This window comes from Paenalcaligenes hominis (assembly GCF_011927625.1).
Classification (GTDB): Bacteria; Pseudomonadota; Gammaproteobacteria; order Burkholderiales; family Burkholderiaceae_B; genus Paenalcaligenes; species Paenalcaligenes hominis.
In genome coordinates, this window is the sequence record NZ_JAATIZ010000003.1 from 244,128 (window position 1) to 270,140 (window position 26,013).

The following is a 26,013-nucleotide window of genomic DNA, read 5'->3' on the forward strand; positions in this document are numbered from 1 at the left end:
AAATAAAAAGGTGGCCTCAGAGCCACCTTTTTTCATGTTGCATCTCTTAGGTAAATCTTAGAGGCGGGGGTAGTCTTATTAAGGCGTTGGCTTAGCTAAAGAGAGGGGTAGTGGTTTTCGATAAAAGCCAGCGTATCCGTTCTGTTAATTAGCTCTATGACTGAACCCGCCTGAAGTATTTTTGTTGGGGAAACAGAGGGGCTAATCGCATAGCCCTGGGCATAATGCACACGCATAGCCGTTAAGATAGAGAGTGTTTCGGCGTCCTCAACCCATTCTGCTACGCATGACATACCCAAGTTATGCGCTAGCTCGACTAGCGTGCGCACAATCGCAATGTTGCTCTCTTTATGCAGCATGTCACGGATTAATGCGCCATCAATTTTAATCAGATTAGCAGGTAGCTCGCGTAGATAGCTAAATGACGTATAACCCGCCCCAAAGTCATCCAAAGCAATACGCACCCCTCTACTTTGTAGTTGAGACATAAACGCTCGAGTACGTGCTAAATCTTGTAGAGCAACCCCTTCAGTGATTTCGACACATAAGCGATTTAACTGCGCCTTGTATTGATCCAAAATAATGAATAAATCAGCAATAAATTTATCATTGTTCAAAGATGAACCGCTAAGATTAATCGTGACTAAATGCAGACTGTGCAGCTGATTTTGATGTTTGGCTAACCATTCTAAAGTCGTAACAAACACCCATTTATCAATAGTTGAAATCGTACCGTTTTCTTCAGCTGCTGTAATAAAACTGTGAATAGGAATGAGATCACCATTCCCACGACGTACTCGTAATAAAACCTCTACGTTGAGGCTATCTATGGGGTTGTTCAGGTTTAACAGGGGCTGCATTTCAATAAATAGCCCTTGGGTTAAGCCATTTTCTAAGCGCTGAAAAAGGGTAAGTTCTTCGGCATGGTATTGCATTTCTTTCGAGCCATGCTCATAAAGTACTAAGTCATTTTTAGTGCGACGCGCGGCGGTGCTGGCACTTTGAGCCATGCGTAATGCGGCGTGCTCATCCATATCTGAACCTAATTCAATTAAGCCCATGTAGACCTGCAATTTATAATGACGGGTCTCTGTTTCAATAGGTGTGTGGTTCAAGCTGTGAGTTAACTCTTGTGCAGTGGCATGCGCTTCCTCTGCTAGCGTATTTGGCATAATAAAAACGAAGTCATCATTACCAATACGTCCGAAAGCATAGCGATTGCGTAGCAAGGTATACAAGCGATCACTAATGCTATGTAAGAGCGCATCACTAGCAGCGTGACCGTGAGCACGGCTAACTTGGCTGATTTGACTAATTTCCAAATACGCCACAAAGCAAGGTTGGTGGTTGGATAAATGCGTCAGCGTGTAGTGCAAGGCTTTTTCTAAGCCATGCTGGTTTAACACCGTAGTTTGACGGGTCGTATGGGTATGGTCTACTTGTTCAGCCTGAGCCGCTAAGGGCTGAAGACTGACCAAAAAGTAAAAAGGGTGACGTTTAACAAAAAGCTGGAATGGATGGTGATAAAGGCGGTTCGGTGCAGACGGTAAGGGGGAGATTTCTATGGGCTTGCCTTGACGGGTACACTGCGCCAGAAATTTCCAGTTTTGCACAGGAAAAAGGTCTGTCCATTGGGTGGTTTGTGCTTGGATTAAATGCTGGCTAAGGCGCTGAAAGGCGCGATTGGCATACAAAATGAGGCCGTCTTGGTCGATACGAATCAGGGGTAAGGGGTATTGATGAAGTTGGCTATACAGTTCTGTATGCTGTTGTTTGTGTTGGCGTAAAAACTCTAAAAACCAAACCACCACCACGCTTTGACACAAAATAAAAAAGATAAAAGCTGTAAAAATACTAACTAATGGGTTTGCGCCTACTAACGCATTAAGCACATAAGCTAGCCCACCGCTTAACACAACACTGATTAATAAAACCTGCCACAGCAGCAATTGCCCAAGCTGACTGACTAAGCGCTGCAGGCTGAGCCATAGCGCTCCGCCTAGACCCAAGGGGATGGCAACGGTTATTAACGCGTTAAAAGGGCCCTGAAAAGGTAAGCAGGCTGCTATAAAGACGCTAATAGCGACCCCATTTAATAATCGATTCGTTAACGAGGCCGAGCTAAGACCAAGCGCAGTATGTAAAAGCTGGTGCGTCAGCAAAAAATACATGCCGATCGTTAGCTGATTAAAATAGTCTATGTGTTCAGGCGGTATGTACAGCTGCAGCCAAAACGCATCTTGGTGCAGAAAAATGCCCCCTAAGCGTAAGTTACACAGAACCCAAGCGCCCGACAATAAAAAGAAACTGTTGTGCTTATAAAACGCCAGCAGTGCAGCAAATAACGCCGTAGCCCATAAACCGCCCTCGATGAGGTGGTAATGATGGGAAGAAACGAGTGACCCGAAAAGTTCTTCTTGTAATGCCGGATTGGGGCTTAGAAAAAAAAGCCCAAGCAGTGACAGAAAGCCAATGAGACCCGGAATAAAACGAGTCGAAAGCTGATGGCTAATTGAGGCCAAAGACCATCGCTGAAAAAAAAGCACTGTCAAAGCGTACTACCCAAAAAAACAGCTCGGATTAGCTGCAGTTAATTCAAATCTTAAAGGAGTTAACATGCCCCCTATAGGGCTTAACGTTTATAACTGGATTTTCTTTAACGCGGGTTACGTAAAAACAGCCCATAATTGGGCTGTTTTTGGCTTAGTCGATTAAACGTTCGTGCTCGAACAAGCTGTGGAGCTCTTCACGAGGCCGGACCAGATGGACGGACTGGTTGTCTACGATGACCTCAGCCGCGCGGGGGCGTGTGTTGTATTGGCTGGCCATTGTAAAGGCGTAGGCACCTGCAGACATAACAGCGAGCAAATCATCTTGTTTTAACGCTAGGGCGCGGTCTTTGGCGAGCCAGTCGCCGCTTTCACAAATCGGGCCGACAATATCGTACTGGGCCGTTGCGGTACCGTCCGTGTGGGGACGTACCGATTCGACATCGTGCCAGGCATCGTAAAGCGTAGGACGAATGAGATCATTCATGGCCGCATCAACTACTGCGAAATGCTTGTCTTGGTTGGTTTTTAAGTATTCTACACGGGTAAGTAGTACACCGGCGTTACCTACCATAGAGCGACCTGGCTCAAGTACTAGTTGTAAATGCCCCAAATTTGCCTGGTCTAAAGCGCCAAATACAGCAGAAAGTAAATCAGAGGGGGTGGCTGGGGTTTCGTCGGTATAACGAATACCCAAGCCCCCACCGATGTCTAAATGGCTGAGCTCAATACCTTGGGCTTGTAGCTGATGTATGAGGGCAATGAGTTTATTGAGCGCGTCTAGATAAGGGCTAATTTCAGTGATTTGCGAACCGATGTGGCAGTCTAAACCCACAATGTTCAGGCTTGGCATTTGTTGTGCCTGGGCATAAATAGCCGGGGCAAGCGTAATATCTACCCCAAATTTATTGTCTTTAAGCCCTGTAGAAATATAGGGGTGAGTTTTTGCATCAACATCGGGATTGACGCGTAATGATATGGGCGCTTTTACCCCTTTTTCTGCGGCAATAGCGGCAATACGCTCGAGCTCGGCAACGGATTCCACATTAAAACATTTAATGTTGGCATCTAGCGCGGCCTCGATTTCCCAACGTTGTTTACCTACACCGGAAAAGACGACCTTGGCAGGATCGCCTTTTGCGGCAATGACTCGAGCTAATTCACCACCAGACACAATATCAAAGCCTGTGCCTAGACGAGCGAATTCATTCAAAATAGCCAGGTTGGAGTTTGCCTTCATGCCATAACAAACCAGCACATCTCTGCCTTGAGCGGCTTGGTGATAGCTATTCCATGCATCATGTAGCGCTTGGCGGGAATACACATACAGCGGAGTACCAAAGTCATGAGCAAGCTGCTCGAGCGATACGTTTTCAGCGTGCAAAACGCCGTCTTTATGTTGAAAATGCGTAGCTACAGTCATAGAAAGAAAAACATTCCATTAATTTTGTGAGACTGAGTCCGGCTTAGAAGGGGACTCAGGCAGGTACAGGGGGCCTTTATAGCCGCACCCTGCAGCCCCTACAAAAAGGGCAATCAATAATGATAAGGCGCTTAGCCGAGTTAGTACATAATTCATGATGGCGTTAAAAGGGGATTAGACCTGGCGTGTTAGACCGGTCAAGCGCTTCACCCCCTTGTTGAGGCTTTAGCTGCTGTAAGAGCTCGCCAATTTGGTCAGTGCCGCCTGCGGCATCATCGTTGTAGAGGCTGTCATCTAAAGCAGACGGTAGACCCACCCGCATAATAGCTTTGCTTGGGGGGAACTCGTTGTAATAGAAGTTACCATTGGATTGTTGCAGCCCAGACGGCACCGGGCCGAGCGGCTTTTGGGGTACGTCTTTTAGGGCGGTTTGCATGTAGTTGATCCAGATAGGCATAGAGAGGCCGCCTCCGGTTTCACCTGAGCCGAGGGAGCGTGGCTGGTCGAAGCCCATCCATGCAATACCGACTAGGTCAGGCGTATAGCCAGCAAACCACGCATCGTGCGAGTCATTCGTGGTACCGGTTTTACCCCCAATGTCATTACGCTTTAGCGTGGCAGAGGCACGTGCCCCTGTGCCAGAAGTGGCGACCCCGCGCAGCAGATTATTCATGAGGTAAGCGGTGCGTTCGTCAATAGCGCGTGCTTTACTATCGCCGGCAACCACTGGCTTGGCGCGCATAATGATTTCGTCTGAGCCATCGGTAATGTAATCAATCAGGTACGGTTGCACACGATAACCACCGTTCGCAAACACACTGTATGCGGAAGCCAGTTGTAATGGCGTGACGCTACCTGCCCCTAATGCCAAGGGTAGTACAGCAGGTTGACGTTCACGATCAAAACCAAATCGCACAATGTAATCCTGTACGTATTTGGGCCCAATGGCCTGCATGATGCGGATTGACACCATGTTTTTAGATCGATATAAGCCATTACGCAGGGTCAGCATGTTTTCATAGCGACCCCCGTAGTTTTTAGGATTCCAAGGCTTAGAGCCCGTTTGTGATGAAGACAGGCTAAAGGGTTGGTCAGAAATTAAGGTTTCCGGTGTTAAGCCTTTTTCCAATGCCGCTGCATAAATAAAGGGCTTGAAAGCAGAGCCGGGCTGACGCCAAGCTTGGGTGACGCGGTTGAATTTACCGTCAGAGAAGTGAAACCCGCCCACCATAGCGCGTATCGCCCCGTCTTGAGGACGCATGGAGACAAACGCGGCCTGAACGGCAGGCATGTTAATGACTTCCCAGTATTCGCCATTATTAAATAAATACACCACGGCACCACGATTGATGCGCTCTTTATCACTGGCATTGGCGGTAAGACCTCGAGCCACAATATTTAACGAACGTTTGTTGTCAATCACAATGGTTTCATCTGCGCTACGCACAGCAGTGATTTCAGTGGGGCTGGCTTTGAGCACCACCGCCGTGAGTAAGTCACCCAGATCAGGATGCTTGCGCTGAACCTCTGCCAAAATATCGCTTAGGGCTTCGGGGTCGTTTTCTACGCCTTCAGGCAGGTTAACGCGGCTTTCTGGGCCTGGGTAGCGGGCTCGGCGTGTGTATTGTAAAACAGCATCGCGTACGCTTTTGTAAGCGGCTTCTTGGTCTTTAGAGTTAATAGTGGTGTAGACATTAAACCCACGTGAGTAAATTCCGTCTTTATAAACACCATATAAAAGCTGACGGGCTAGTTCGGCGGCGTATTCGCCATGCACGCTGTAGCCGCCGGTAGGCATGCCTTCAGCAGTACGAATTTCAATGGTTTGCTCGAGGGCGGCCTGGTATTCGGGCTCGGTGATATAACCGAGACCAAGCATGCGGCGCAACACCACGACTTGTTGGCGTTTGGCTTCGTTGTAGTTAGCAATGGGGTTAAAACGCGAAGGAGCCCGAGGAATGCCTGCTAGCATTGCGGCTTCGGCCAAGGTAATCTCAGTAAGCGGTTTACCAAAATAAGCCCGTGAGGCTGCCGCAAACCCATATGCACGATGGCCTAAGAAAATCTGGTTCATGTAGAGATCAAGAATTTGATCTTTAGTGAGCATGGACTCGATTTTAAAGGTCAGCAGTAACTCGTAAAACTTGCGCGTATAGGTTTTCTCGGAGGATAAATAAAAGTTGCGTGCCAGTTGCATGGTGATGGTGCTGGCCCCTTGGCTTTTTGAGCCAGAGACAACGTTAGCCACAATAGCCCGGCCTATCCCTTTGATGTCGATACCGCTGTGTTGATAGAAGCGGTCGTCCTCGGCAGCTAAAAGTGCCGATTTCATGACATCTGGAATGTCCTCAAAGCGCATCACATTTCTGCGTTCCTCGCCGAACTCACCAATCAGAACTTTGTCTGCCGTGTAAATACGCAAAGGCACACGTGGTTTGTAGTCGGTCATTGCGCTAAGATCAGGAAGATTGGGCCAGGCTAATGCTAATGCTAAGGACACAACTAAGGCCCCACAGATGACTAAGCCTGTGCATAAAGCGGCGACTTTCATTAGAAAGCGGATGAGCCAAGAGCCAGCGACTGGCTTATTTGGTGAAGGTTGGGCAGTAGAACTCATTGTGGGGTATGGGTGCTAAATCGGAAAAGATTCAGGCATTGGGTTAAGAAAGCAAATAAATGGCAAACAAAAGCGAATAACTATACGTAGCTAATGAGATAATACACAAATGATAGACTTTTTATCCGCAGACCTCATGCAAAATGAAATTTTAACACCTCTTAGTCCTGAAGATTTACAGCAGCTAGTACAACCAGCCAACAAACCTATCTTTTTGGTTGGCATGATGGGTGCGGGCAAAACAACACTGGGTCGTCAACTCGCTCGTTATTTAAAACGTGACTTTTACGATTTAGACCAAGAGCTGATCGAACGGTGCGGAGTACCCGTAGCCACTATCTTTGACATAGAGGGTGAAGCCGGATTTCGCAAACGGGAAACCATGGAACTGGATATTTGTTCTCGTCGTCCTGCGACCGTGCTTGCTACCGGAGGCGGGGCGGTGTTGGCCGAAGCCAATCAAAACATGTTAAGCCAGCGCGGCACAGTCGTCTATTTACGCGCGAATGTGAATGAATTATATAGACGACTCGAGCGTGATAAAACCCGCCCATTATTACAAACTGCAAATCCACAACAGCGTATTGAAGAGCTATTACGACAGCGTGAGCCCATTTACGAGGCGCTTGCGGATGTCATTTTCGAGACGGGTTCTGCTCCTGTCCATACGGTTATTAAACAATTACTTAGTGTATTAAAAGAACAAGAGGTGATTTGAATGAGTGTAGTTCAGGTGCACACACCAGGGGGAAATTATCCTATTCACGTCGAGGCAGGGCGCTTAGACCAGTTACAGCAGTCTATTCCTGCAGATGCCACAACCTTAGCATTAATTACGAACCCCACGGTATTTGCGTTGTATGGGCAGCGAGTGTTAACTGCGCTTCAGGCCACTGGTAAAAAGGTAGTGCAAGTCCAAATACCTGATGGCGAAGCCTATAAAACGATGGCGACCCTCGAACAAATTTTTGACGCTTTGTTACAAAATCGTTTGGATCGCAAAGCCGTCATCGTAGCGTTAGGGGGTGGGGTAGTCGGCGACATCAGCGGTTTTGCTGCTGCCTGCTTTATGCGTGGGATTCGCTTTATTCAAGTGCCTACTACGTTGCTATCCCAGGTGGACTCCTCAGTCGGAGGCAAAACGGCAATTAACCACCCGCTAGGTAAAAATATGATTGGCGCGTTTTATCAGCCTATTGCCGTAGAAATAGACATCCATGTGCTAAAAACCTTACCAAAACGAGAAATTGCAGCCGGTCTAGCCGAAGTCATCAAGTACGGCATGATTACGGACGCGGATTTCTTGGATTGGTGTTTAGCGCATACAGAAGCACTAAACCAGTTGCGTGATGCCGAGCTACAGCAAGCTGTCAAACGCTCATGCGAGCTGAAAGCCTATGTGGTGTCGCAGGACGAGCGTGAGTCAGGTCTACGGGCCATTTTAAATTTTGGTCATACTTTCGGTCATGCGATTGAAGCCGGATTAGGGTATGGTGAATGGTTACACGGGGAAGCCGTAGGTTGTGGCATGGTGATGGCTGCCGAGCTTTCTGCCGAAGTCTGTGGTTTATCAGCCGAAAGCGTACAGAAAGTTCGCCAGTTGGTGCAAGCCATTGGCTGCCCAACCACGCCACCTCAGTGGGATCACGATAAGTGGATCGATTTAATGGGCTTAGACAAAAAAGCCGAAGGGGGGCAGTTACGCTTTGTGCTGTTGCCCGAGCTAGGCCGTAGTGTGGTTCAAGCCGTTGATGTGGCTACCGTGAAAAAGGTGTTAGCAAAATTCTAGGAGGTTTCTATGTTAGCCGCGTTTGCATGTCATGATGATCAAACCCAAGGACGTTTACATCCCGAGGCCGCTCCCGAGGGCCGAGGTCAGTTTCAACGTGATCGAGATCGTATTATTCATTGCAACGCGTTCAGGTTACTCGAATACAAAACCCAAGTATTTGTAAACCACGAGGGCGATTTATTTCGCACGCGTCTAACACATAGCCTAGAGGTCGCTCAGGTGGCGCGCTCCATTGCACGCCGCTTAGGTCTTAATGAGGATCTGATCGAAGCCATTTCCCTCGCGCACGATTTAGGGCACACGCCATTTGGTCATGTGGGCCAAGACGAGCTAAATGATTGCATGCACGAGCTAGCCCCCGAGGCAGGTGGCTTTGAACACAACCTGCAAAGCTTGCGCATTGTGGATCACATCGAAGAGCGCTACGCCGAGTTCAATGGTTTGAATTTGTGCTTTGAAACACGCGAAGGGATTTTAAAACACTGCAATGCTCGTCATGCTAGACAGCTAGGCGAGGTGGGGCGCCGTTTTATTGAGCGCACGCAGCCCTCATTAGAGGCGCAAATTGCTAACTTAGCGGACGAAATTGCCTATAACAATCACGATATCGACGATGGACTGCGCTCCGGTTTAATTCATATCGATCAATTGTTAGAGGTGACGGTATTTGCTCAGCATCACGAGCGTGTGCTAAAGCAGTACCCGCAGTTAGCCGCTAAGGGGGCAAGAAAGCGTTTAATTGGTGAAATCTTACGCCGCATGATTCATACCTTTGTGGTGGATTTAACCCAAGCCACCTTAGCAAATTTAGCGCAGCATAAACCGCGTTCTGTTGCTGAGTTGCGACAGTGTCCACGCATAGCGGCTTTTTCTCCTGAAATGCGGGCTCAAGCGGATGAGTTAAAGCGCTTTTTGCGTACGCATTTATATCAGCACCACAAGGTGCTGCGTATGTCCTTTAAAGCACGACGTACTGTACGCGAACTATTCCACGCTTTTTTATCCGACCCACGACTCTTGTCCGAGGAGCACCGACGCGACGATTTTAACGAGCAGGCTCGAGCTATTGCCGATTATGTATCGGGGATGACCGACCGCTACGCTATCAAAGAGCATCGCGAGCTCTATGCTGTCTAGGTCTAAACGATGGTTAAAGCGCCTAATTGGCTCTTTAACCTAATCCAAGTTAGACATGCTGTTTTAAGTAGTGCCCAGTGATACTGGCTGGGGCAGTGGCGATGGCCTCGGGGGTACCGGTGGCCACAATATGACCTCCTCGTGCTCCGCCCTCTGGGCCCACATCAATAATCCAGTCAGCAGTTTTAATCACATCAAGATTGTGTTCAATCACCACCACCGTATTGCCAGCATCCACCAACTGATTCAATACATTAAGCAACATAGCAATATCTTGAAAATGTAGGCCAGTGGTAGGCTCGTCTAAAATATAAAGCGTATTGCCGGTATTGCGTTTAGATAACTCTAAGGCAAGCTTAATACGCTGGGCTTCACCCCCAGACAGTGTCGTAGCGCTTTGGCCTAAACGAATATACGAAAGACCTACGTCCATCAATGTCTGTAGACGCCGCGCAATCTGTGGCACAGCTTGAAAGTAATCTAACGCTTGGCCTACCGTCAGATCCAACACTTCACTAATATTTTTGCCACGATAGTGAATTTCTAAGGTTTCGCGATTGTACCGACTGCCATGACACACATCACAGGGTACGTACACATCAGGTAAAAAGTGCATTTCTACTTTGATGACCCCATCGCCTTGGCAGGCCTCACAACGGCCACCTTTCACATTAAATGAAAAGCGTCCTGCATCGTAGCCCCGCACACGCGCCTCGGGTACCCCTGCAAACAGTTCACGGATTGGGCCAAACATGCCTGTATAGGTTGCTGGGTTGCTGCGCGGTGTACGTCCAATAGGACTTTGATCCACAGTAATGATTTTATCAATGTGCTCAAGCCCAGTTAAGCTTTCGTAAGGAGCGGGCTCACTCTGCGCCCGATGCAGCTGTTTTGCAATGGCTTTAGCCAGGGTGTGATTGATGAGCGTGGATTTCCCCGAGCCAGACACCCCGGTAATACACACAAAACGCTGCGTAGGAATCCGTAAGTTAACGTGTTTTAAGTTATTACCACTGGCGCCAAGTAATTCGATAGAGGGCTGGTCGTCCACAATAGGTCGACGTGGTGGAATAGGAATGGAAAGAGCGCCCGTTAAATACTGCCCTGTAGTGGATTTGGGGTCCGCCATAATATCAGCAGGTGTGCCCGACGCTATGACTTCGCCCCCAAGCTCGCCTGCACCGGGCCCCATATCAATAATAAAGTCAGCAAGACGAATCATGTCCTCGTCGTGCTCCACTACAATCACACTATTGCCTAAATCGCGTAACTGTTGCAGGGTTAAGATTAGCTTGTCGTTGTCGCGTTGGTGTAAACCAATAGAAGGCTCATCCAACACATACATGACACCCGTCAAGCCCGACCCAATTTGACTGGCTAGGCGTATGCGTTGGGCCTCGCCGCCAGAAATCGTATTCGCTCGCCGATCAAGAGATAAATAGCTTAGGCCCACGTTGTTCAGAAAGCGTAAGCGCGACTGAATTTCCTCGACAATACGGGCGGCAATTTCTTTTTTTGCACCGCTAAGCTCCAGCTGCTCGAACCACTCTAAACAGCCTTGGAGCGTAAAGTGCTCGACCTCATGGATGGCTTTAGCGTCGTTGTCGCCCAGCAACACATGGCGTGCAGCGGTATTTAAACGGGCGCCTTGGCAACTGGGGCACGTTTGAATGCGACGTAATTTGTTGAGCTCTTCTTTGACTGCACTGGAGTCTGTTTCTTCCCATCGACGCATTAAATTAGGAATCACCCCCTCAAACGGATGAAGCTTAGTGGTGGTTTGTCCTTTTTCAGTCAGATAGATAAAGGGAATAGCCTCGGTGCCAGAACCGTACAAGATCGCCTGTTGAATGTCTGCATCAAGAGATTCAAAACTGTCTTCAATATCAAAACCGTAATAGTTCGCCAGACTTTGCAGTAAATTAAAAGTGAATGCGTTGCGACGATCCCACCCTACAATTGCCCCACTGGCTAGGCTTAAGTCCGGTACGGCCACTACCAACTGAGGATCAAAGAATTCGGTTTCGCCCATGCCTGAGCAGGTTGGGCAGGCGCCTGCAGGATTATTAAAGCTAAATAAACGCGGCTCTAACTGTTCAATGTGATAGTCACAGAGCGGACACGCAAAATGCACACTAAAACTGGTGAGTTCCTCTGTGTCCATATTTAAGGCAAAGGCTTTGCCCTGGCTTTGGTGCGTGGCCGTTTCAAAGCTTTCAGCTAAACGCGCTGCGCTGTCAGGACGCACTCGCAGTCGATCAATCACCACTTCGAGGGACTGAATGGGCATATCCGTCAGTAGCGGTTCTCCGAGGTTGAGCATAACGCCATTGAGTCGAATACGCACAAACCCCTGAGATTGCAAGCTTTGTGCTATCTGGTTTAGGTCTTGGTGTTGCTCAAAGAAAATAGGCGCTAAAATAGCAATGCGTGTTTCGGCTGGCCAAGCCAAAACGGTATCTACCATTTGACTAATACTCTGTGCTTGCAGAGCTAACTGATGCGTAGGGCAGTGCGGCGTGCCCACCCGTGCATAGAGCAAACGTAGATAGTCATGAATTTCAGTGGTGGTGCCCACAGTAGAGCGTGGGTTGTGTCCGGCGGCTTTTTGCTCAATAGCAATAGCAGGCGACAAACCTTCAATTAAATCGACATCAGGCTTATCCATCAGTTGTAAAAACTGTCTGGCATAAGCAGATAAGCTCTCTACATAACGACGCTGGCCTTCGGCATACAACGTGTCAAAGGCTAAAGATGATTTACCCGAGCCGGACAAGCCAGTAATGACCACTAGCTTTTGTCGAGGTAAATCAATCGAAATGTTTTTTAAATTGTGCGTGCGCGCACCGCGAATACGTATTAGTTCCATTCGTTTTTTACGTGCTATGGTCTAGAGGCTAACCTACTACTATAGCGTGTACCGCCAATTAGTGCGCGGTTGAGTGGTCAGCTTTTTGTAAAGCGTTAACTATTGAGTCTTGCATGAGTTCGTCTAAAAATCAGGAAATGAGTAAAAAAATCGCCAAACGAGTGCAATTTACGCCTCAAGAACGCCGCTCTAGTGTTTTGCTAGCCATTTTGTTTTCCACACGCATGTTAGGGTTGTTTTTACTAACCCCTATTTTTGCGGTAGCAGCACAAAGTATTCCGGGCGGCAATAACGCCATGAAAGTTGGCATCGCTTTAGGCGCCTATGGGTTGACGCAAGCCATCATGCAAATACCGCTGGGGATGGCTTCAGATCGTTTTGGTCGCCGCCCCGTTATTGTGGCGGGTATGGTGCTGTTTATTATTGGGGGCGTGGTCAGTGCGCTAGCCCAGAGTGTAGATGGCATTATTGTAGGACGCGTGCTTCAGGGGTTAGGGGCTATTTCCGCTGCTATTACCGCCTGGGTGGCTGATGCAACGCGCCCCGAGGTGCGCACACGTGCGATGGCAATGGTGGGTTCTGCTATTGGTTTGTCCTTTGCTGTGTCATTGGTGCTGTCTCCCGTATTGGTGGGTCAATTTGGCTTGTCTGGCTTATTTTGGGCAATTAGCCTTTTAGGTTTTGTCTGTTTACTTATCGCTGCCTTTGGCATCGCGGAATACCCCAAAAGCGAAAGCCTTGTACAGGTATCAGCACGAGAAGTGCTGGGTCATAGCGATTTATTACGCTTAAATTTAGGTGTGTTTGCGTTGCACTTTATTTTAATGACCTTGTTTGTGGTCATTCCAACCACCTTATCTGAAGTCGGACAGTTAGATTCAGGCAGTCTATGGAAAGTCTATTTACCTGTGATCGTATTGTCTTTTGGTTTTATGATTCCTATGGTGATACGCACAGAGGTACGTAAAACACACACAAAAACCTTAACGCACTTGGTCTTTGCTTTGGCTTTAGTGATGACGGTAATGCCATGGGCAAGTCAGTCATTTTGGGGTGTCGTGGTTTGTTTGTTTTTATTCTTCTGTCTTTTTAATACCCTAGAAGCCCTACAGCCTTCACTCGTTTCACGCGTTGCTCCCGCTAATTACAAAGGCTTAGCCATGGGTTTTTATAACACGACGCAATCTTTAGGGGTGTTTGGTGGCGGGTTGGCGGGTGGGGTGATTGCTTCTACCGCAGGAATGCAATGGGCGCTTTGGTTAGGGGCAGCCCTAGCACTAGTGTGGTGGGGCAGTACTCGTCGCTTTACAGTGCAACTGTGAGTTAATTTCGTCAAGGCTAAAAGTAGCCACTAGGACTTCGTTTCTAAATCACCGATAATAGAACACATAGATATTTAAAGGAAAACAACATGGCCTCAGTAAACAAAGTAATTTTGGTAGGCAACTTGGGGCGCGACCCCGAGGTTCGCTATACCGCTAATGGCTCTGCAATGTGTAACCTCTCTATTGCGACTACATTTAATAGTCGTGATAGCCAAACCGGTGAGCGCCGTGAAGAAACCGAATGGCACCGCGTCGTTATGTTCAATCGACTGGCTGAAATTGCAGGCGAATACTTACGCAAAGGTCGTCCGGTTTATATCGAGGGTCGTCTACGTACCCGCAAATGGCAAGGCCAAGACGGCCAAGACCGCTACACCACAGAAATTCTTGCCGATCAAATGCAAATGCTAGGTGGGCGTGGCGATAGCGGCGGCGACTTTAGCGGTGGCGACTATGACAGCGACTTTAACCAATCCGCACCTCAACAGCAGCGCTCTGCCCCGGCACAACAACGTCCACCGCAGCAGCCAGCACCTCAACAACAGCGCTCTCAGCAAAACTATCAAGCATCGCCTATCGATAACATGGCGGATATGGATGACGATATCCCGTTTTAACTGCTCCACATAACGTGATACGTCCCTCGCTGAAACGACCAGATCTGCACTAAACAAAAAAGCCGCTTCCTTTGGGAAGACGGCTTTTTTGCTTTAGCGTGCGCGCATTGGCTTTACTGGCACTCGCTAGATATCAGGGGCAAGACGCTTTTTTGCCGTTAAGCCTACCGCTTACCAAAGCCGATTTTCTGCCAAGCGTTGCTTTTTCTGGGCTAAGGCTCTTTCAAATAGCTTCATGTACAACGGAGCTACCTGAGAAATATGATAGGACTGTCCTAATTCGGCGGCTGCCTTTCTGTAACGAATGCGCCGCTCCGTATCATTTTTCAATTCACGAATGGTGGCAATCCACTGGTCGTCGTCATCGGGCAGCAATACGCCATTGACATCGTTGGTAATGAGCTCTGGCACAAAGCCCCAGTTTGAGCCAATAACACAACTGCCTCGAGCTAATATTTCCATTAACCCCCAGTTGGCCACACCATATTTAAGCGGATAAAGGAACAGATCAACCTCTGAAATTGCTGCGCCAAATGCGTCATAAGGCAATTTGCCAGGGGCTTCGATCACACCGGCTGCCGCAGGGTAAACGCGCAATAAATGGTCTAAAAAGGTTTTGACTTTGGTTGGACTGTCTTCTGGCTCGTGTTGGTACTTGCGTTGTACCCATTGTTGTTCGTACCCGTAGGTAGAGGCGCTAGGGTCGCCGAGAGCCAAAAAACGCATGGCTTTGGCGTCGCCTTCGCGCACCAATCGATCAACTAAGCGTACAAAGGTTTCTAGTCCTTTAGAGCTTGATAAGTCACGCGCCGAAAAAGCCACCGTAAAGGGTCGATCGGGCGGCGGAGCAGTGACGGCCGTAGGCGGCGAGATATTAAACCCTTCAAACTGAACCGCGACACGATCCTGCAGGGCTTCAGGAAACATAGATCGCGCAAAGGCGCTGGGGGTAATGGTGAGATCACTGCATAACACTTGATGCATATTCAGCATTTCTGTATTGCGATCACCCATACGCTGTGCCGGATCCGGAGGATAAGCCGGGTCCCAACCATGCGTTCGATAGCTCGGAAATTCAATGTAGCTGACAATGGCAGCCTGTAGCTCACTATAGAGCCAATTGGGTGCGCCCCATAAAGAGTGACTGACCACAATATCAATCGGTCTACCTTGCTCTTTTTCAAATTGGTGTAGCGCTTTAATCAAGCCGCGTCCAATACGAGCCGATCGTTCGACTTTGCTTGAGTAGTAATAACCAATTTGACCCACAATGGGGCCATCAGGCTGAAAAGCGCGTAAATAATCGTCTTCATGGGCATGTCTTTTTACATGGCCTGGCGTAGTAAAGAACCACGTTTCCGCTACGTCCATCTCGCGCAAGTGACGGCATAACAACGTGTATTGGCTCGGGTACACAGCGCTAACAAAGACAATAAGGGGTTTATCTTTCATGGTGAAATGAGTAGAAGGCTAGTGAAATAAAATAACCGAGTGGCATCGGGTTGTTTTAGGCTTTTTAACTCAACGCTTTCCAGATGAGGGGGCGTTAAGGCTAAGTTACCATTTTGCCCCCTCTGCAGCACCCCATATTGTTTTCAAAAAGTTGCTATTTTTTTCTATATCTTTCTGTTGAGGTAGCTCAATGAGCTGAGGCCGTTGACGCTGTGACGGCCACTACCCTACGCAGACGAAAAAAAAGCCTCAATACGAGGCTTTTTTATTGCGCTGAATTATTTATAGGTCAATGCGCATTAAATCGGTGGCCAAACGCAATTCGCCTTTGTAGCCCTTGCGGATGTCACGTGCGACCTCGTCAAGACGCTCTGGCCCCATTAGCTCAACGGGTAAATGCATCCCCGCCGCCCGTTTAATAACCGGGCTCGTCGAGTCAAAGTGACCAAAGTGGGTGGCCACTAAACTTTTTACATTCGCTTTGGTAGCAATTTCACCGAGTTGTAAGGGGCTGGTGTGAGCAAAGGTTCCTACGCCGGATTTCGCGCGGTGCTCTAAGAACGACTCAGGGAAGGTGCACTCATGAATGAGTAGGTCGGCGTCTTGGGCTAAGCGGATCATGGAGTCACAAGGAGCGGTATCGCCACTAAATGCGATGACTTTACCTTCTGCCTCGAAGCGAATACCAAAACAATCCGTGATTTCGGTAGGAATATGGTCCACGATATCGCAGTAGACTTTGACATCCTCATCTTCGTACATCAAGCCGGGTGAAACCTCTGTGACGTCTGGACGTACCGCATCAATGTTCTTTTGACGCGCAGGAAAATCAGCACGAGCACGAATATCGATTTTGTAGGCGCCATTTTCAAATGAGTGATCGACGAAATCTTGTATGCCTTTAGGCCCGTACACTTTGAGTTTGTCTTTACGGTTAAAGACCCAGCTAGAAAGTACAAAGAAAGGCAAGCCACAAACGTGATCGTAGTGCAGGTGGCTAACAAACACCCAAGGCACATCTGCTGGGTTAATGTTGGCTTTGACCATTTGGCGGGTCGTGCCTTCACCACAGTCAAACAAGTAATTCTTGCCATTATCTAAAGTAATTAAAATAGCAGACTGTGCTCGATCTGGATCAGGTAACGCTGCTGAAGTGCCTAACATGGTGATTTTCATTGTGTATCTCCTAATTCTTATAAAGCTTATAAAGAGTTATAGTACGGTTTTTAGTACTTTTCAAGTGAAATAAATAAATAAATTTATAGCTTCCATAAAGGGAAAGCTAAATTCAGGCCGTAATGAAAAACAGCAATAGCAAAAAATGTGGTGCCAGTAGCAAGCAATACGCTGTCTTTTAATGAGTTGTTACGGTCGCCCAGTGCAGTGATCATGATCAAGGTAAAGGTGGCTGGCGCTAGTCCGCCATAGTGTCCTAAAACAATAAAAGCCAGCATGCCGCCTATAATCGCAGACCAAGGACGCACATAAGCTCGCAGAGTAAAACGAGGCGCAGCAGGCGAGACTGAGGTTTCCGGTACTAGCAATACAATGCCACCCAACGCGCTCAAGATGAGGCCCAATACAAAAGGAAAATAACCGGCATTCATGGATGACAAACTGCCTAGGCCATATTCTGCGCTTAAGAATGAAGTGCTTAAACCCAAAATAATCATAAAGGCAGCGGCGATAAAACGATGATGTTTCATGATGGTTTAGGAGGCAGAAAGAGTTGGCTCGGAAACAGGGTGAGGTTGGCTTTTAGCGCGTAGATGTGCTTTATAAAAACTGAGGCCCACCCAAAGCAGCAGTGCCACAATAATGCCTAAAAAAGTAGCACTTAGAGGGCGCGTAATAAAGACGCTAAGGTCGCCGCGAGACAGTTCAAGAGCACGTCTAAAGTTCTCCTCTAAAAGAGGACCTAAAATAAAGCCTAAAAGCATGGGTGCGGGAGGAATATGCAAACGACTAAGGAAAAAGGCCACTACCCCTAATGACAACGCTAAGCCCACATCAAACATAGCGTTGGTGGAGGCATAGGCTGCAATACAGATAAGAAAAATAACAATAGGGAAAATGAATCGATACGGTGCACTAAGCATACGCACCCAAATCCCAATTAAGGGAATATTTAAAAGCAACAGCATAAGATTGCCTACCCAAAAACTAATTACTAAACCCCAAAATAATTCGGGATGCTGGGTAATGAGCAAAGGGCCAGGGGTAATATCATGAATCATCAGCGCACCCATCATGAGCGCCATGACGGCGCCACCAGGAATGCCTAAAGTCAAAGTAGGGATAAAACTGGTGATGTCAGCCGAGCTATTGGCGGCTTCTGGACCAGATACACCCTGAATGGCGCCGTGACCGAACTGTGCTGGGTTTTTGGAAACATTTTTTTCAGTGGCATATGAAATAAAGGCGGCGAGTGCCCCGCCCATACCTGGTATAGCACCAATAAACGCGCCCAGTAGTGAGCCTCGTGCCATGGCACCCGCAGATTCTTTCATGTCTTGACGCGTGGGGCGCACTTGGCCTTTAGTAATGGCGGTTTTTTCTTTGGCCTGGGAAGGCAATAAACCTGCAGTGGCTAATACATCAGATACACCAAAAAATGCAAGAGCTAGGGCAACCAGCGGTACTCCATCGGCTAAATCAGGCAGATCAAAAGTAAAGCGCCACACACCCGAGTTCGGGTCAGTGCCTACACAGCCAAAAATTAGCCCAATTACTACCGCTGCAATGGCTCGTACTGCAGAGCCGGAGCTGAGTGTAGAGGCGGCTAACAGCCCCATTGCCATCAGTGAAAAGTATTCAGCCGGCCCAAAGGAGAAAGCCACTTGAGCCAACCAGGGACTGAAAGCTGTCATAAAAAGGGTGCCGATAGAGACCCCAAGAAAGGATGCAAACATAGCCATAAAAATGGCGGGTCCAGCTCGGCCTTTCTTGGCAAGGGGGTGTCCATCTAAGCACACAACGGCATGAGAAACCGTACCTGGAATATTAAGCAAAATCGAGGTGGTCGCGCCTCCAAAGCTGGTGCCGTAATAAATGCCTGCTAGCATCATCAGCGACCCAGTTGGATCCAGCCCGTAGGTGATAGGTAGCAACATAGCAATAGCAGCTAAAGCCCCTATGCCAGGTAACACCCCAATTAGATTCCCAACAAACACCCCAATAAAAGCATAAAGCAGGTTGCTAAAAGTCAGGGCAACAGAAAAACCTAAGAGTAAATTGTCTAACATAATGATCCCACATAGAAGGTAGGAGGCCTCGTTTAGAGGCCTCCTCGTAGGTGGATTAGTTAATTTGGACGTCTAAGTCGGAAATGACTTTTTCCCAATAAGGACTTTCTGTTTTGATAAGATTTTGCAGCGTTTCGTCTTGGCCTTCGCGCCACGTAATAATGCCCATCTTGCGCAAGCGTTCTACCGTGTCGGGATCAGACAAAGCGGTAACAAACGCATTTTGTAAAGTGGTAATAACAGGATCAGGCGTGTCTTTGGGTGCCGTGACGCCCCACCAATTACTGGCTTTGATGTGCCCTAAACCAATTTCCTCAAAGGTAGGTACGTCAGGTAGCTCAGCAACACGCTCTTTGGCGCCAATGGCAATGGCTTTGAGTTGACCTGTTTTCACGTATTGGTCGCCTAGGCCAATGCCACCAAGATAAAACTGCACATCATTAGCCAATAGACCTAGCACAGCAGGGGCAGCCCCTTTATAAGAAATATGATGCAAATCCCATTGTTGGTCGCGGTTAATGAGCTCAGCAACTAAATGGGGAGTGGTGCCTATGCTAGGTGAACCGTAGTTGAATTCCCCTTTTTTCGCCTTGGCGAGTGCTGAAAAAGACTCAAAGTCATTGGCTTCAAGGCTGCCATTAATGTAGATCACCGAAGGCACATCACCAAGCACTGCTACGGGTTTTAAATCCGTGGCCGGGTCTAAGCGCATGCTGGGGTAAAGGTATTGATTGGCGGTGTAATTATTTGCAGCCCCTAAAAGCAGGGTGTAGCCATCGGGCTTTGCCTTAGCGACGTATGCACTGGCAATATTGCCGCCGGCGCCAGGCTTGTTTTCCACAATAATGGGTTGGCCGAGCTGTTCGGAAAGCTGATCGGAAATAAGACGAATTAAGTTATCTCCAGTTCCGCCTGCACTGTAAGCCACAATGACGTGAACAGGACGTTCGGGCCAGTCGGTGGTTGCAAAAGCCGGGGGTAGGCTGCAACAGGCCATAAGCATGAGCAATTTTTTCCACATGGTTGTCTCCTTTGTGGTGGGGCATAAGATGGGCCTAGATCTACTAGGTAAACCGCTAACGCAGTGAGCAAGAGGATCAAACGATGTTATCCCCTATACAACACACCTGTTTTTTATATAAAGAAAGAGAGCGGATTACATAAATAGCTAGTTAGTCATAAAGTACTGTTTTTAATACTTTATGACTAAAGTTTCCTGACGTCAATGCACACTCTATCAAGACTAACCCCTACAAAGGTAGAGGGTTAGCTCATTTTAATATCTTGTTCGATGTAGACGCACGAGGCGCGATAGTGCAGTTGCGCTGCATAAAGGATGCGGCCGTCAGGGTCTTTAGCAATACGAATGGCTTTGATAAGGGGGGTGCCAATGTCCATTTGCAAATGGCCTGCTACCACAGCATCACTGGACTGGATCGTTAGGACTTGACGGGCAGAGCTAAGCTGATCGGCAAAATGACGTTGTAGCACGGTTAAGACGGCTTCTTTTTCAAACTCATCTCGGTGGGCCTCGTAGAGAGATTGCGCCACATAAGCGGTATTAAAACTGTAGGGCAAGCCGTCTCGTACATTAATGCGCGAGGTCCACCAATAGATGTCTGCGGCAGTGCCATCGTTGAGATCGCTAGGTAGGGCACTGCTTCCGTCACCTAAGTAATGAAATTGAACGTGTAGCTGTTCGATTTGTGCGATGAGTGCATTCCAATCGCTGGGCAACATTAACCAATGTTGCTTGCTGATATCAGCAATAACAAAGGTGCCACGTCCGCGCGTGCGCTCGATAAGCCCTTCGCGCTCTAGTTCGTCTAGAGCGGTACGAATGGTGGCCCGAGACACACCGTATTGATCTACTAACTGCGGTAAAGTGGGAAGCTGAGTGCCAACAGGCCACTCTCCTTTTTCCATGCGCGCCCGCAAGGTGTATTTAACCTTTAAAGAAAGAGGCAGGCGAGACGGTTTTTTCAGAGTAGAGTTAATGGTTTCTTGCATAGGTAAAAAGAAAGATAGGCGATGTTGTAGTGAATTTTTACTTATGTTTTAGTTATGATATAGGAAATCACAAATAGTGGGTGTATGGTGGAAGTCATACCCCTAGTCTAACGGAGAGGGGCCAGTAGAAGACAAATCAATTCACGAGGAGAGTTCTTATGCGTTCCATTTTATTGTGGTTAATTGGCGTTCCTATTCCTATTATTTTGTTGCTCTGGCTTTTTTGGGGTTAACGTATACCTACAAAAACAACTGTCTATTTTTCACCATAGCTTTTAGCAATAGTACTTGCTTAAAGTCTGCATATATGCGTTAATAGTAGGCTTAGTCTTTTTTGGCTAAGTCTACTATCTACATTTACAGCAAAATCGTTTTGCTGTCTTGTCATCGCGTTTTCTGACCCCCAAGCCTGCGGCATCTATATTGCCTTACGATTAGGTTGATTGGTCGGCCCGATGCTTTCCAATTAATCTATCGTCTTAGTGCCTTTTACTGCTCTAGACGTGTCTCTTGCTGTGCGTACAGCAAAGGTATGTTATGTCTTTTGAAACCCTAGGTTTGGCTGCTCCTTTATTATCTGCTTTACAGAAAGCGGGCTTTTCCGAGCCTACCTCTGTTCAGTCTTCCTCTATTCCTAAAGCCCTAGAAGGCCATGATTTAATGGTGTCGGCACAAACAGGTAGTGGAAAAACAGCAGCATTTATGCTGCCAGCGCTGAACAAAATTTTGGCTAATCCACCTAAACAACGTGGTGTATCCGTGTTGGTATTGGCTCCTACACGCGAGCTCGCCATGCAGGTGGGTGAAGCCGCTAAAACCTATGCCTCACAGTGTCGCGATTTACGAGTGGCGGTAGTGGTAGGTGGGATGCCTTATGGTGCCCAACTTAAAGCCTTATCCCGTCGTGTTGACGTATTAGTCGCCACGCCAGGTCGCTTAATGGACCACATCCAAGCTAAGCGCGTTAAGCTCAACACCGTTCACACTTTAGTTCTTGACGAAGCCGATCGTATGCTTGATATGGGCTTTATCGAAGACATTGAAAGCATCGTAGCACGCACGCCTTCTGATCGTCAGACATTGTTGTTCTCTGCCACCCTCGATGGCACAGTAGCCGATTTAGCTAGCCAAATGATGAGCAACCCCTTGTCCATCGAGGTGTCAGGTCATCGTGAAAAACACGCCAATATTACTCAAGCGTTGCTGTACGCAGATAACGCTGAGCATAAAATGCGTTTACTTGATCATTTGTTGCGTGACTCAAGCTTGGGCCAAGCTATTGTGTTCACCGCCACTAAGCGTGGTGCAGATGACCTAGCCGAGCATTTAGCAGATGAAGGCTTTGCGGCGGGTGCATTGCATGGCGATATGAACCAACGCCAACGAACACGCACATTAAGTTTGCTTCAAAAGGGTCGTTTACGTGTGTTGGTTGCCACTGACGTAGCGGCACGCGGTATTGATGTGCAAGGCATTAGCCATGCGATTAACTTCGATTTGCCCATGCAAGCCGAAGACTATACCCACCGTATTGGCCGTACAGGTCGGGCCGGTAAAGACGGCTTAGCCTTTACTTTAGCAAATGTATCTGAGCGTCACAAAGTGCGTCGCATCGAGCATTTTATTGGGCAGCCTATTCCTGTGGAAACCATTCCCGGTTTAGAACCCACTCGTGTAGCGCGTCCTACCTATAAAGCACGTAAAAGTAATGGTGGTGGTCGTCGTCCAGCCTTTAACAATGGCGCGCCGAAGAAATTTGGTGATGGCGAGTCTCGTGACACCCGTCCAAGCCGTCCAGTCCGTGCCGGTGAAGGGCCAGCCGCAGGGCGTGGTGACCAAGACAGCCGTAAGCCACGTCGTGGTGATCGCAGTGGTAAACCTTCTGCTCGTCCTACCGGTCGTCCAGGTAATTTTTCCGGAAAACCGCGTTCAGGTGGTCGTAGCTCCAGTCGTGCTGCTGCTCACTAATTACTGTTAGTAACCAAAAGGCCTCGTTAATTAACGAGGCCTTTTTTGTTGGGTTAGCGTATTAAATTAGGCAAACCAACGGCGAGCCAAGGCACAGTGAAAACTAACACCAGCACAAGAATTTCGATGACTAGGAATGGAACGGCAGCACGATAAATCTGTGGAAGTCGTATTGAGCTGGGGGCTACGCTTTGCATCACAATCAAGAGCAAGCCAAAAGGAGGTGTGAGTAAGCCGATTTCTAGCGCAATCAGAATCATCACTCCTAACCAGACAGGTTCGACCCCTGCAGCATGGGCTAACGGCATAAAAAACGGCAGAGCAATCATCATCATGCTGACTTGATCCAACACCATACCTAGCACCAGCAAGATCAGCAGCATGCTAATAACCAAAATAGCCGGGTTTAGTCCCATACTTTTAACTAAACCTAAAAAGCCAGCGCTGGCGCCAGAAAAACTGAGCAGCTGTGCAAAGGTCGTAGAGGCAGCGAGTATGAACAAAATAACGACCGACACCTTGGCGGTTTCAATGAGGCTAGTCCATAGCGCTTTCCATGTGAGCGCACGGTAAAAACAGGTAGCAATCACTGAAGCGGTTACCCCTATTGCTGCGGATTCAGTAGGCGAGGCCCAGCCAGCCAGCATAGAGCCGACTACGGCAATAAAAATACCTAATAAGGGCACAACATCAGAGAAAAAAGGTTTCCATTTTTCCCAGCCCTGTACTGGGTTCTCGTCCTCAGGGGTAGAAGGCGCATCTTGAGGGCGCAGACGGCTTCTAATAATGACATAGCCTAAAAAGCCCGCCGCCATGATTAACCCAGGTAAGATCCCTCCGATCAGGAGCCGTTCAATTGAGATTCCCGCTAAGCTGCCTAGCATCACGGCTAAGGCTGAAGGTGGGATCAACATGGCAATTCCACCTACTGCCATGATAGGCCCCATGGACATAGTGGGGTGGTAACCGCGGCGCTGCATTTCTGGCATCATCACGCCCCCCATCATGGCGGTATTCGCGATAGAAGAGCCAGATAGCGTGGCAAAAGTCGTGCCACCTAAAATGCTGACAATAGATAACTTGCCCGGCACACGTGAAATTAAGCGCTCGATAGCATTAATGGCTTTAAAGGCCAACCCGGTATGAAACAGCACCTCTCCCATCAAGACAAATAAAGGAATGGGCGTCAGCGCAAAGCTAGTCACTGATGACGTCGTGTTTCGAACCCATTGGGCTAAACCGGCCTCCTGACCTAAAAACACCCAAGCGCCAATCAAATTGACTGCTAAAAAAGCAAAAACGACAGGTGTGCCCATGGCCATAAAAAAGAACAGAGCCCCGAGCATTAATAAGAGTGCAGATTGCCATTCCATAATTAGACGACCTCTTTGCGTGAAAAGTCGTTATAGAGACGACGTAAAAACTCTACTGTTAATAAGGCAGAGCCAATTAAAAGCGGGATGCTAAGCCACCACTCGGGAAAGATAAGCTCTTTAAACACGACGCTGCCTTGGTGGTGCGAATCTTGTAAAACACTCCACGATTGCCAAGCCAAAACAGCGCAGACAAAAAAGCCTAATGCATTGCAAAACACGGCTAAAACGCGTTGTATGGGAGGCGGAAAAAGGTTGGCGACTACATCAATACGGATATGGCCGCCCTGATAGAGTAGCCAAGGTGCTGCAATAAACGTTGCTACCATCAGCATATATTCAGTGATTTCTACACTGGCGGGGATGAGATCAATATCTAGATTGCGTAGCAGTACGTCTAAGGTCACCAATACACTCATTAGGCCAAAGGTGATAGCAGAAAACGCCCCACAACACGACATCAATACGTGATAGGGGCCCGCTGCTCGGGGCGCAGGAAGAGACATGCTTTGTCCTTTCGGTAGAGTAATAAAAGGTCAAAAGGCATCTGCGACGTCGAAGATGCCTTAAGTGGAGCGTGATGCCATACAGGACTTAGTCACGGCCAAACAGTTTTTCTATATCGGCGGCATTATTTGGGCTAACTTTATGAATATTTTCCCAACCGGCGGTATAGGCTTTATTGAGCAGGTCGGTAGCGGCTGCCTCAGAAAGAGAAATCACTTCAATGCCTGCGTCTTCTTGACGTTTTTTCTCTTTTTCACCGCGTTCAAGTTCAGGTTGATTTAAGGACTCTACCCATTCCACTTGTTTTTGCAGAAAGGATTTTTGCTCGTCATTCAGCTTTTCCCAGCTGTTTTTATTGATAAAAAAGCTGACCTCAACGTTATAAAAGCCGGGTTCGACCCGGTATTTGGTTTTTTCCTGCCAGCCAAGGTCTAATAAGCCCACCGATGGCCAACCGTAGCCATCTACTACCCCGCGCTCTAAGGCGGTGTAGGTTTCACCGGGGGAGATTTGTAAAGCGGTGGCGCCTAAATTGCGTAATAATGCTAAATAAACGGGTGTGCTGCGGATCTTAAACCCTTTTAAATCAGCCTTATCGATGGGTTTATTGACGTATAGGTGGTACTGCAAGCCGTCAGTGACACGAGCTAGCCAAATCATATTGGATTTGTCTGTATGGATTTGATTCATTAGGTCGTAGCCGCCATTGGCACGCAGCTCATCCATACGGCGATCCGTGAGCGTCATAGCTAAGGCTTCGGGTACAAGGTTGGCGTGAAACACAGCGCTAGTATTAGCAAAATCAACCACACCAGACCGCACTGCATTACCCACTTCAAAAGTGGGTATGGCCTCTGGGCCGCCGATGACTTGAATCTGTAAAAGGCCTTTGCCTTCTTCGTTCACTTTTTCTACAAACTGTTCGAAGCGCTCGTTAAAAAAAGTGTCTTTGCCGAAAGCGGATACGGCTTTAAGCGTGGTTTGTTCCGCATTAGCGCCCCAGGCGCCAAAACACAATGCCAAGCCTAATAGCAATTTAGAGGTCTGTTTAAGCATGTCTCATCCTAATGGGGTGTAGGGATAACTATTAAGGGTAATATATTTAGTCTTAAATATATTACCTTTTAAC

20 protein-coding genes are annotated in these 26,013 nt (G+C 48.0%); 6 read left to right on the plus strand and 14 right to left on the minus strand.

What is annotated here, in order from left to right; translation table 11 throughout:
• Window positions 1-95: 95 nt before the first annotated feature.
• The 4 genes from GGR41_RS08335 to GGR41_RS08345 all read right to left on the minus strand — a co-directional run bounded on the left by GGR41_RS08335 (window position 96) and on the right by GGR41_RS08345 (window position 6,589).
• Window positions 96-2,522 (minus strand): EAL domain-containing protein, encoded by a 2,427-nt coding sequence (locus GGR41_RS08335; protein WP_167661436.1) that lies wholly within the window; start codon window positions 2,520-2,522, stop codon window positions 96-98.
• A gap of 181 nt (window positions 2,523-2,703) precedes the next feature.
• On the minus strand, window positions 2,704-3,972 hold the full coding sequence (gene lysA, locus GGR41_RS08340) for a diaminopimelate decarboxylase (RefSeq protein ID WP_167661437.1): 1,269 nt from the start codon (window positions 3,970-3,972) through the stop codon (window positions 2,704-2,706).
• 18 nt (window positions 3,973-3,990) lie between these two features.
• Window positions 3,991-4,128 carry an LPS translocon maturation chaperone LptM gene (lptM, locus tag GGR41_RS13325; RefSeq protein ID WP_420873523.1) on the minus strand — a complete coding sequence of 46 codons (138 nt, stop codon included), beginning with the start codon at window positions 4,126-4,128 and terminating at the stop codon, window positions 3,991-3,993.
• 7 nt (window positions 4,129-4,135) lie between these two features.
• Window positions 4,136-6,589 (minus strand): penicillin-binding protein 1A, encoded by a 2,454-nt coding sequence (locus GGR41_RS08345; RefSeq protein ID WP_167661438.1) that lies wholly within the window; start codon window positions 6,587-6,589, stop codon window positions 4,136-4,138.
• A gap of 136 nt (window positions 6,590-6,725) precedes the next feature.
• On the opposite strand from GGR41_RS08345, the gene GGR41_RS08350 reads away from it, so the two are divergent.
• Genes GGR41_RS08350 through GGR41_RS08360 form a run of 3 tightly spaced genes read left to right on the plus strand, consistent with a single transcriptional unit; the run spans window position 6,726 to window position 9,518 of the window.
• Complete coding sequence (locus GGR41_RS08350; RefSeq protein WP_229711129.1) at window positions 6,726-7,307, plus strand: shikimate kinase; 582 nt, start codon at window positions 6,726-6,728, stop codon at window positions 7,305-7,307.
• Window positions 7,308-8,378 carry a 3-dehydroquinate synthase gene (aroB, locus tag GGR41_RS08355; protein ID WP_167661439.1) on the plus strand — a complete coding sequence of 357 codons (1,071 nt, stop codon included), beginning with the start codon at window positions 7,308-7,310 and terminating at the stop codon, window positions 8,376-8,378.
• Between the two features lie 9 nt (window positions 8,379-8,387).
• Complete coding sequence (locus tag GGR41_RS08360; RefSeq protein WP_077734052.1) at window positions 8,388-9,518, plus strand: deoxyguanosinetriphosphate triphosphohydrolase; 1,131 nt, start codon at window positions 8,388-8,390, stop codon at window positions 9,516-9,518.
• A 49-nt stretch (window positions 9,519-9,567) separates the two neighbouring features.
• On the opposite strand, the gene uvrA is transcribed toward GGR41_RS08360, so the two are convergent.
• Window positions 9,568-12,387 (minus strand): excinuclease ABC subunit UvrA, encoded by a 2,820-nt coding sequence (gene uvrA, locus GGR41_RS08365; protein WP_167661440.1) that lies wholly within the window; start codon window positions 12,385-12,387, stop codon window positions 9,568-9,570.
• A 113-nt stretch (window positions 12,388-12,500) separates the two neighbouring features.
• Here uvrA and GGR41_RS08370 point away from each other — a divergent pair, with 113 nt between their 5' ends.
• Both GGR41_RS08370 and ssb read left to right on the plus strand, forming a co-directional pair.
• Entirely contained in the window at window positions 12,501-13,709 is a 1,209-nt protein-coding gene (locus GGR41_RS08370; protein WP_229711128.1) for an MFS transporter, read from the plus strand.
• Between the two features lie 89 nt (window positions 13,710-13,798).
• The gene (gene ssb, locus GGR41_RS08375; protein WP_167661441.1) at window positions 13,799-14,329 is read left to right on the plus strand and encodes a single-stranded DNA-binding protein; all 531 of its coding nucleotides are present in this window, start codon (window positions 13,799-13,801) and stop codon (window positions 14,327-14,329) included.
• A 171-nt stretch (window positions 14,330-14,500) separates the two neighbouring features.
• On the opposite strand, the gene GGR41_RS08380 is transcribed toward ssb, so the two are convergent.
• From GGR41_RS08380 to GGR41_RS08405, 6 genes are all read right to left on the minus strand, one after another.
• Complete coding sequence (locus tag GGR41_RS08380; protein ID WP_167661442.1) at window positions 14,501-15,781, minus strand: glycosyltransferase; 1,281 nt, start codon at window positions 15,779-15,781, stop codon at window positions 14,501-14,503.
• Window positions 15,782-16,063: 282 nt separating this feature from the next.
• A complete protein-coding gene (locus GGR41_RS08385; RefSeq protein WP_167661443.1) occupies window positions 16,064-16,957 on the minus strand; it encodes an MBL fold metallo-hydrolase in 894 nt (297 codons plus the stop codon).
• Window positions 16,958-17,040: 83 nt separating this feature from the next.
• Window positions 17,041-17,487, minus strand: a complete 447-nt coding sequence (locus GGR41_RS08390) for a tripartite tricarboxylate transporter TctB family protein (RefSeq protein ID WP_167661444.1) — start codon at window positions 17,485-17,487, stop codon at window positions 17,041-17,043.
• Window positions 17,488-17,493: 6 nt separating this feature from the next.
• Complete coding sequence (locus GGR41_RS08395) at window positions 17,494-19,026, minus strand: tripartite tricarboxylate transporter permease (protein ID WP_209279784.1); 1,533 nt, start codon at window positions 19,024-19,026, stop codon at window positions 17,494-17,496.
• A 55-nt stretch (window positions 19,027-19,081) separates the two neighbouring features.
• Window positions 19,082-20,047 carry a Bug family tripartite tricarboxylate transporter substrate binding protein gene (locus tag GGR41_RS08400; RefSeq protein WP_167661445.1) on the minus strand — a complete coding sequence of 322 codons (966 nt, stop codon included), beginning with the start codon at window positions 20,045-20,047 and terminating at the stop codon, window positions 19,082-19,084.
• A 245-nt stretch (window positions 20,048-20,292) separates the two neighbouring features.
• Complete coding sequence (locus GGR41_RS08405) at window positions 20,293-21,036, minus strand: GntR family transcriptional regulator (RefSeq protein ID WP_167661446.1); 744 nt, start codon at window positions 21,034-21,036, stop codon at window positions 20,293-20,295.
• 537 nt (window positions 21,037-21,573) lie between these two features.
• Here GGR41_RS08405 and GGR41_RS08410 point away from each other — a divergent pair.
• A complete protein-coding gene (locus tag GGR41_RS08410; RefSeq protein ID WP_167661447.1) occupies window positions 21,574-23,004 on the plus strand; it encodes a DEAD/DEAH box helicase in 1,431 nt (476 codons plus the stop codon).
• A 53-nt stretch (window positions 23,005-23,057) separates the two neighbouring features.
• Here the strand turns inward: GGR41_RS08410 and GGR41_RS08415 are convergent, their stop codons facing one another.
• From GGR41_RS08415 to dctP, 3 genes are all read right to left on the minus strand, one after another.
• The gene (locus GGR41_RS08415) at window positions 23,058-24,377 is read right to left on the minus strand and encodes a TRAP transporter large permease (RefSeq protein ID WP_167661448.1); all 1,320 of its coding nucleotides are present in this window, start codon (window positions 24,375-24,377) and stop codon (window positions 23,058-23,060) included.
• Window positions 24,378-24,379: 2 nt separating this feature from the next.
• Entirely contained in the window at window positions 24,380-24,883 is a 504-nt protein-coding gene (locus GGR41_RS08420; protein WP_167661449.1) for a TRAP transporter small permease, read from the minus strand.
• Window positions 24,884-24,971: 88 nt separating this feature from the next.
• Window positions 24,972-25,940 (minus strand): TRAP transporter substrate-binding protein DctP, encoded by a 969-nt coding sequence (gene dctP, locus GGR41_RS08425; protein ID WP_167661450.1) that lies wholly within the window; start codon window positions 25,938-25,940, stop codon window positions 24,972-24,974.
• Window positions 25,941-26,013 lie beyond the last annotated feature (73 nt).

Excerpts from the sequence above, each read along its gene's own strand:
- lysA (WP_167661437.1), bottom strand. The coding sequence starts at position 3,972 with ATGACTGTAGCTACGCATTTTCAACATAAAGACGGCGTTTTGCACGCT.
- lptM (WP_420873523.1), bottom strand. The coding sequence starts at position 4,128 with ATGAATTATGTACTAACTCGGCTAAGCGCCTTATCATTATTGATTGCC.
- GGR41_RS08345 (WP_167661438.1), bottom strand. The coding sequence starts at position 6,589 with ATGAGTTCTACTGCCCAACCTTCACCAAATAAGCCAGTCGCTGGCTCT.
- GGR41_RS08350 (WP_229711129.1), top strand. The coding sequence starts at position 6,726 with ATGCAAAATGAAATTTTAACACCTCTTAGTCCTGAAGATTTACAGCAG.
- aroB (WP_167661439.1), top strand. The coding sequence starts at position 7,308 with ATGAGTGTAGTTCAGGTGCACACACCAGGGGGAAATTATCCTATTCAC.
- GGR41_RS08360 (WP_077734052.1), top strand. The coding sequence starts at position 8,388 with ATGTTAGCCGCGTTTGCATGTCATGATGATCAAACCCAAGGACGTTTA.
- uvrA (WP_167661440.1), bottom strand. The coding sequence starts at position 12,387 with ATGGAACTAATACGTATTCGCGGTGCGCGCACGCACAATTTAAAAAAC.
- GGR41_RS08370 (WP_229711128.1), top strand. The coding sequence starts at position 12,501 with ATGAGTTCGTCTAAAAATCAGGAAATGAGTAAAAAAATCGCCAAACGA.
- ssb (WP_167661441.1), top strand. The coding sequence starts at position 13,799 with ATGGCCTCAGTAAACAAAGTAATTTTGGTAGGCAACTTGGGGCGCGAC.
- GGR41_RS08380 (WP_167661442.1), bottom strand. The coding sequence starts at position 15,781 with ATGAAAGATAAACCCCTTATTGTCTTTGTTAGCGCTGTGTACCCGAGC.
- GGR41_RS08385 (WP_167661443.1), bottom strand. The coding sequence starts at position 16,957 with ATGAAAATCACCATGTTAGGCACTTCAGCAGCGTTACCTGATCCAGAT.
- GGR41_RS08390 (WP_167661444.1), bottom strand. The coding sequence starts at position 17,487 with ATGAAACATCATCGTTTTATCGCCGCTGCCTTTATGATTATTTTGGGT.
- GGR41_RS08395 (WP_209279784.1), bottom strand. The coding sequence starts at position 19,026 with ATGTTAGACAATTTACTCTTAGGTTTTTCTGTTGCCCTGACTTTTAGC.
- GGR41_RS08400 (WP_167661445.1), bottom strand. The coding sequence starts at position 20,047 with ATGTGGAAAAAATTGCTCATGCTTATGGCCTGTTGCAGCCTACCCCCG.
- GGR41_RS08405 (WP_167661446.1), bottom strand. The coding sequence starts at position 21,036 with ATGCAAGAAACCATTAACTCTACTCTGAAAAAACCGTCTCGCCTGCCT.
- GGR41_RS08410 (WP_167661447.1), top strand. The coding sequence starts at position 21,574 with ATGTCTTTTGAAACCCTAGGTTTGGCTGCTCCTTTATTATCTGCTTTA.
- GGR41_RS08415 (WP_167661448.1), bottom strand. The coding sequence starts at position 24,377 with ATGGAATGGCAATCTGCACTCTTATTAATGCTCGGGGCTCTGTTCTTT.
- GGR41_RS08420 (WP_167661449.1), bottom strand. The coding sequence starts at position 24,883 with ATGTCTCTTCCTGCGCCCCGAGCAGCGGGCCCCTATCACGTATTGATG.
- dctP (WP_167661450.1), bottom strand. The coding sequence starts at position 25,940 with ATGCTTAAACAGACCTCTAAATTGCTATTAGGCTTGGCATTGTGTTTT.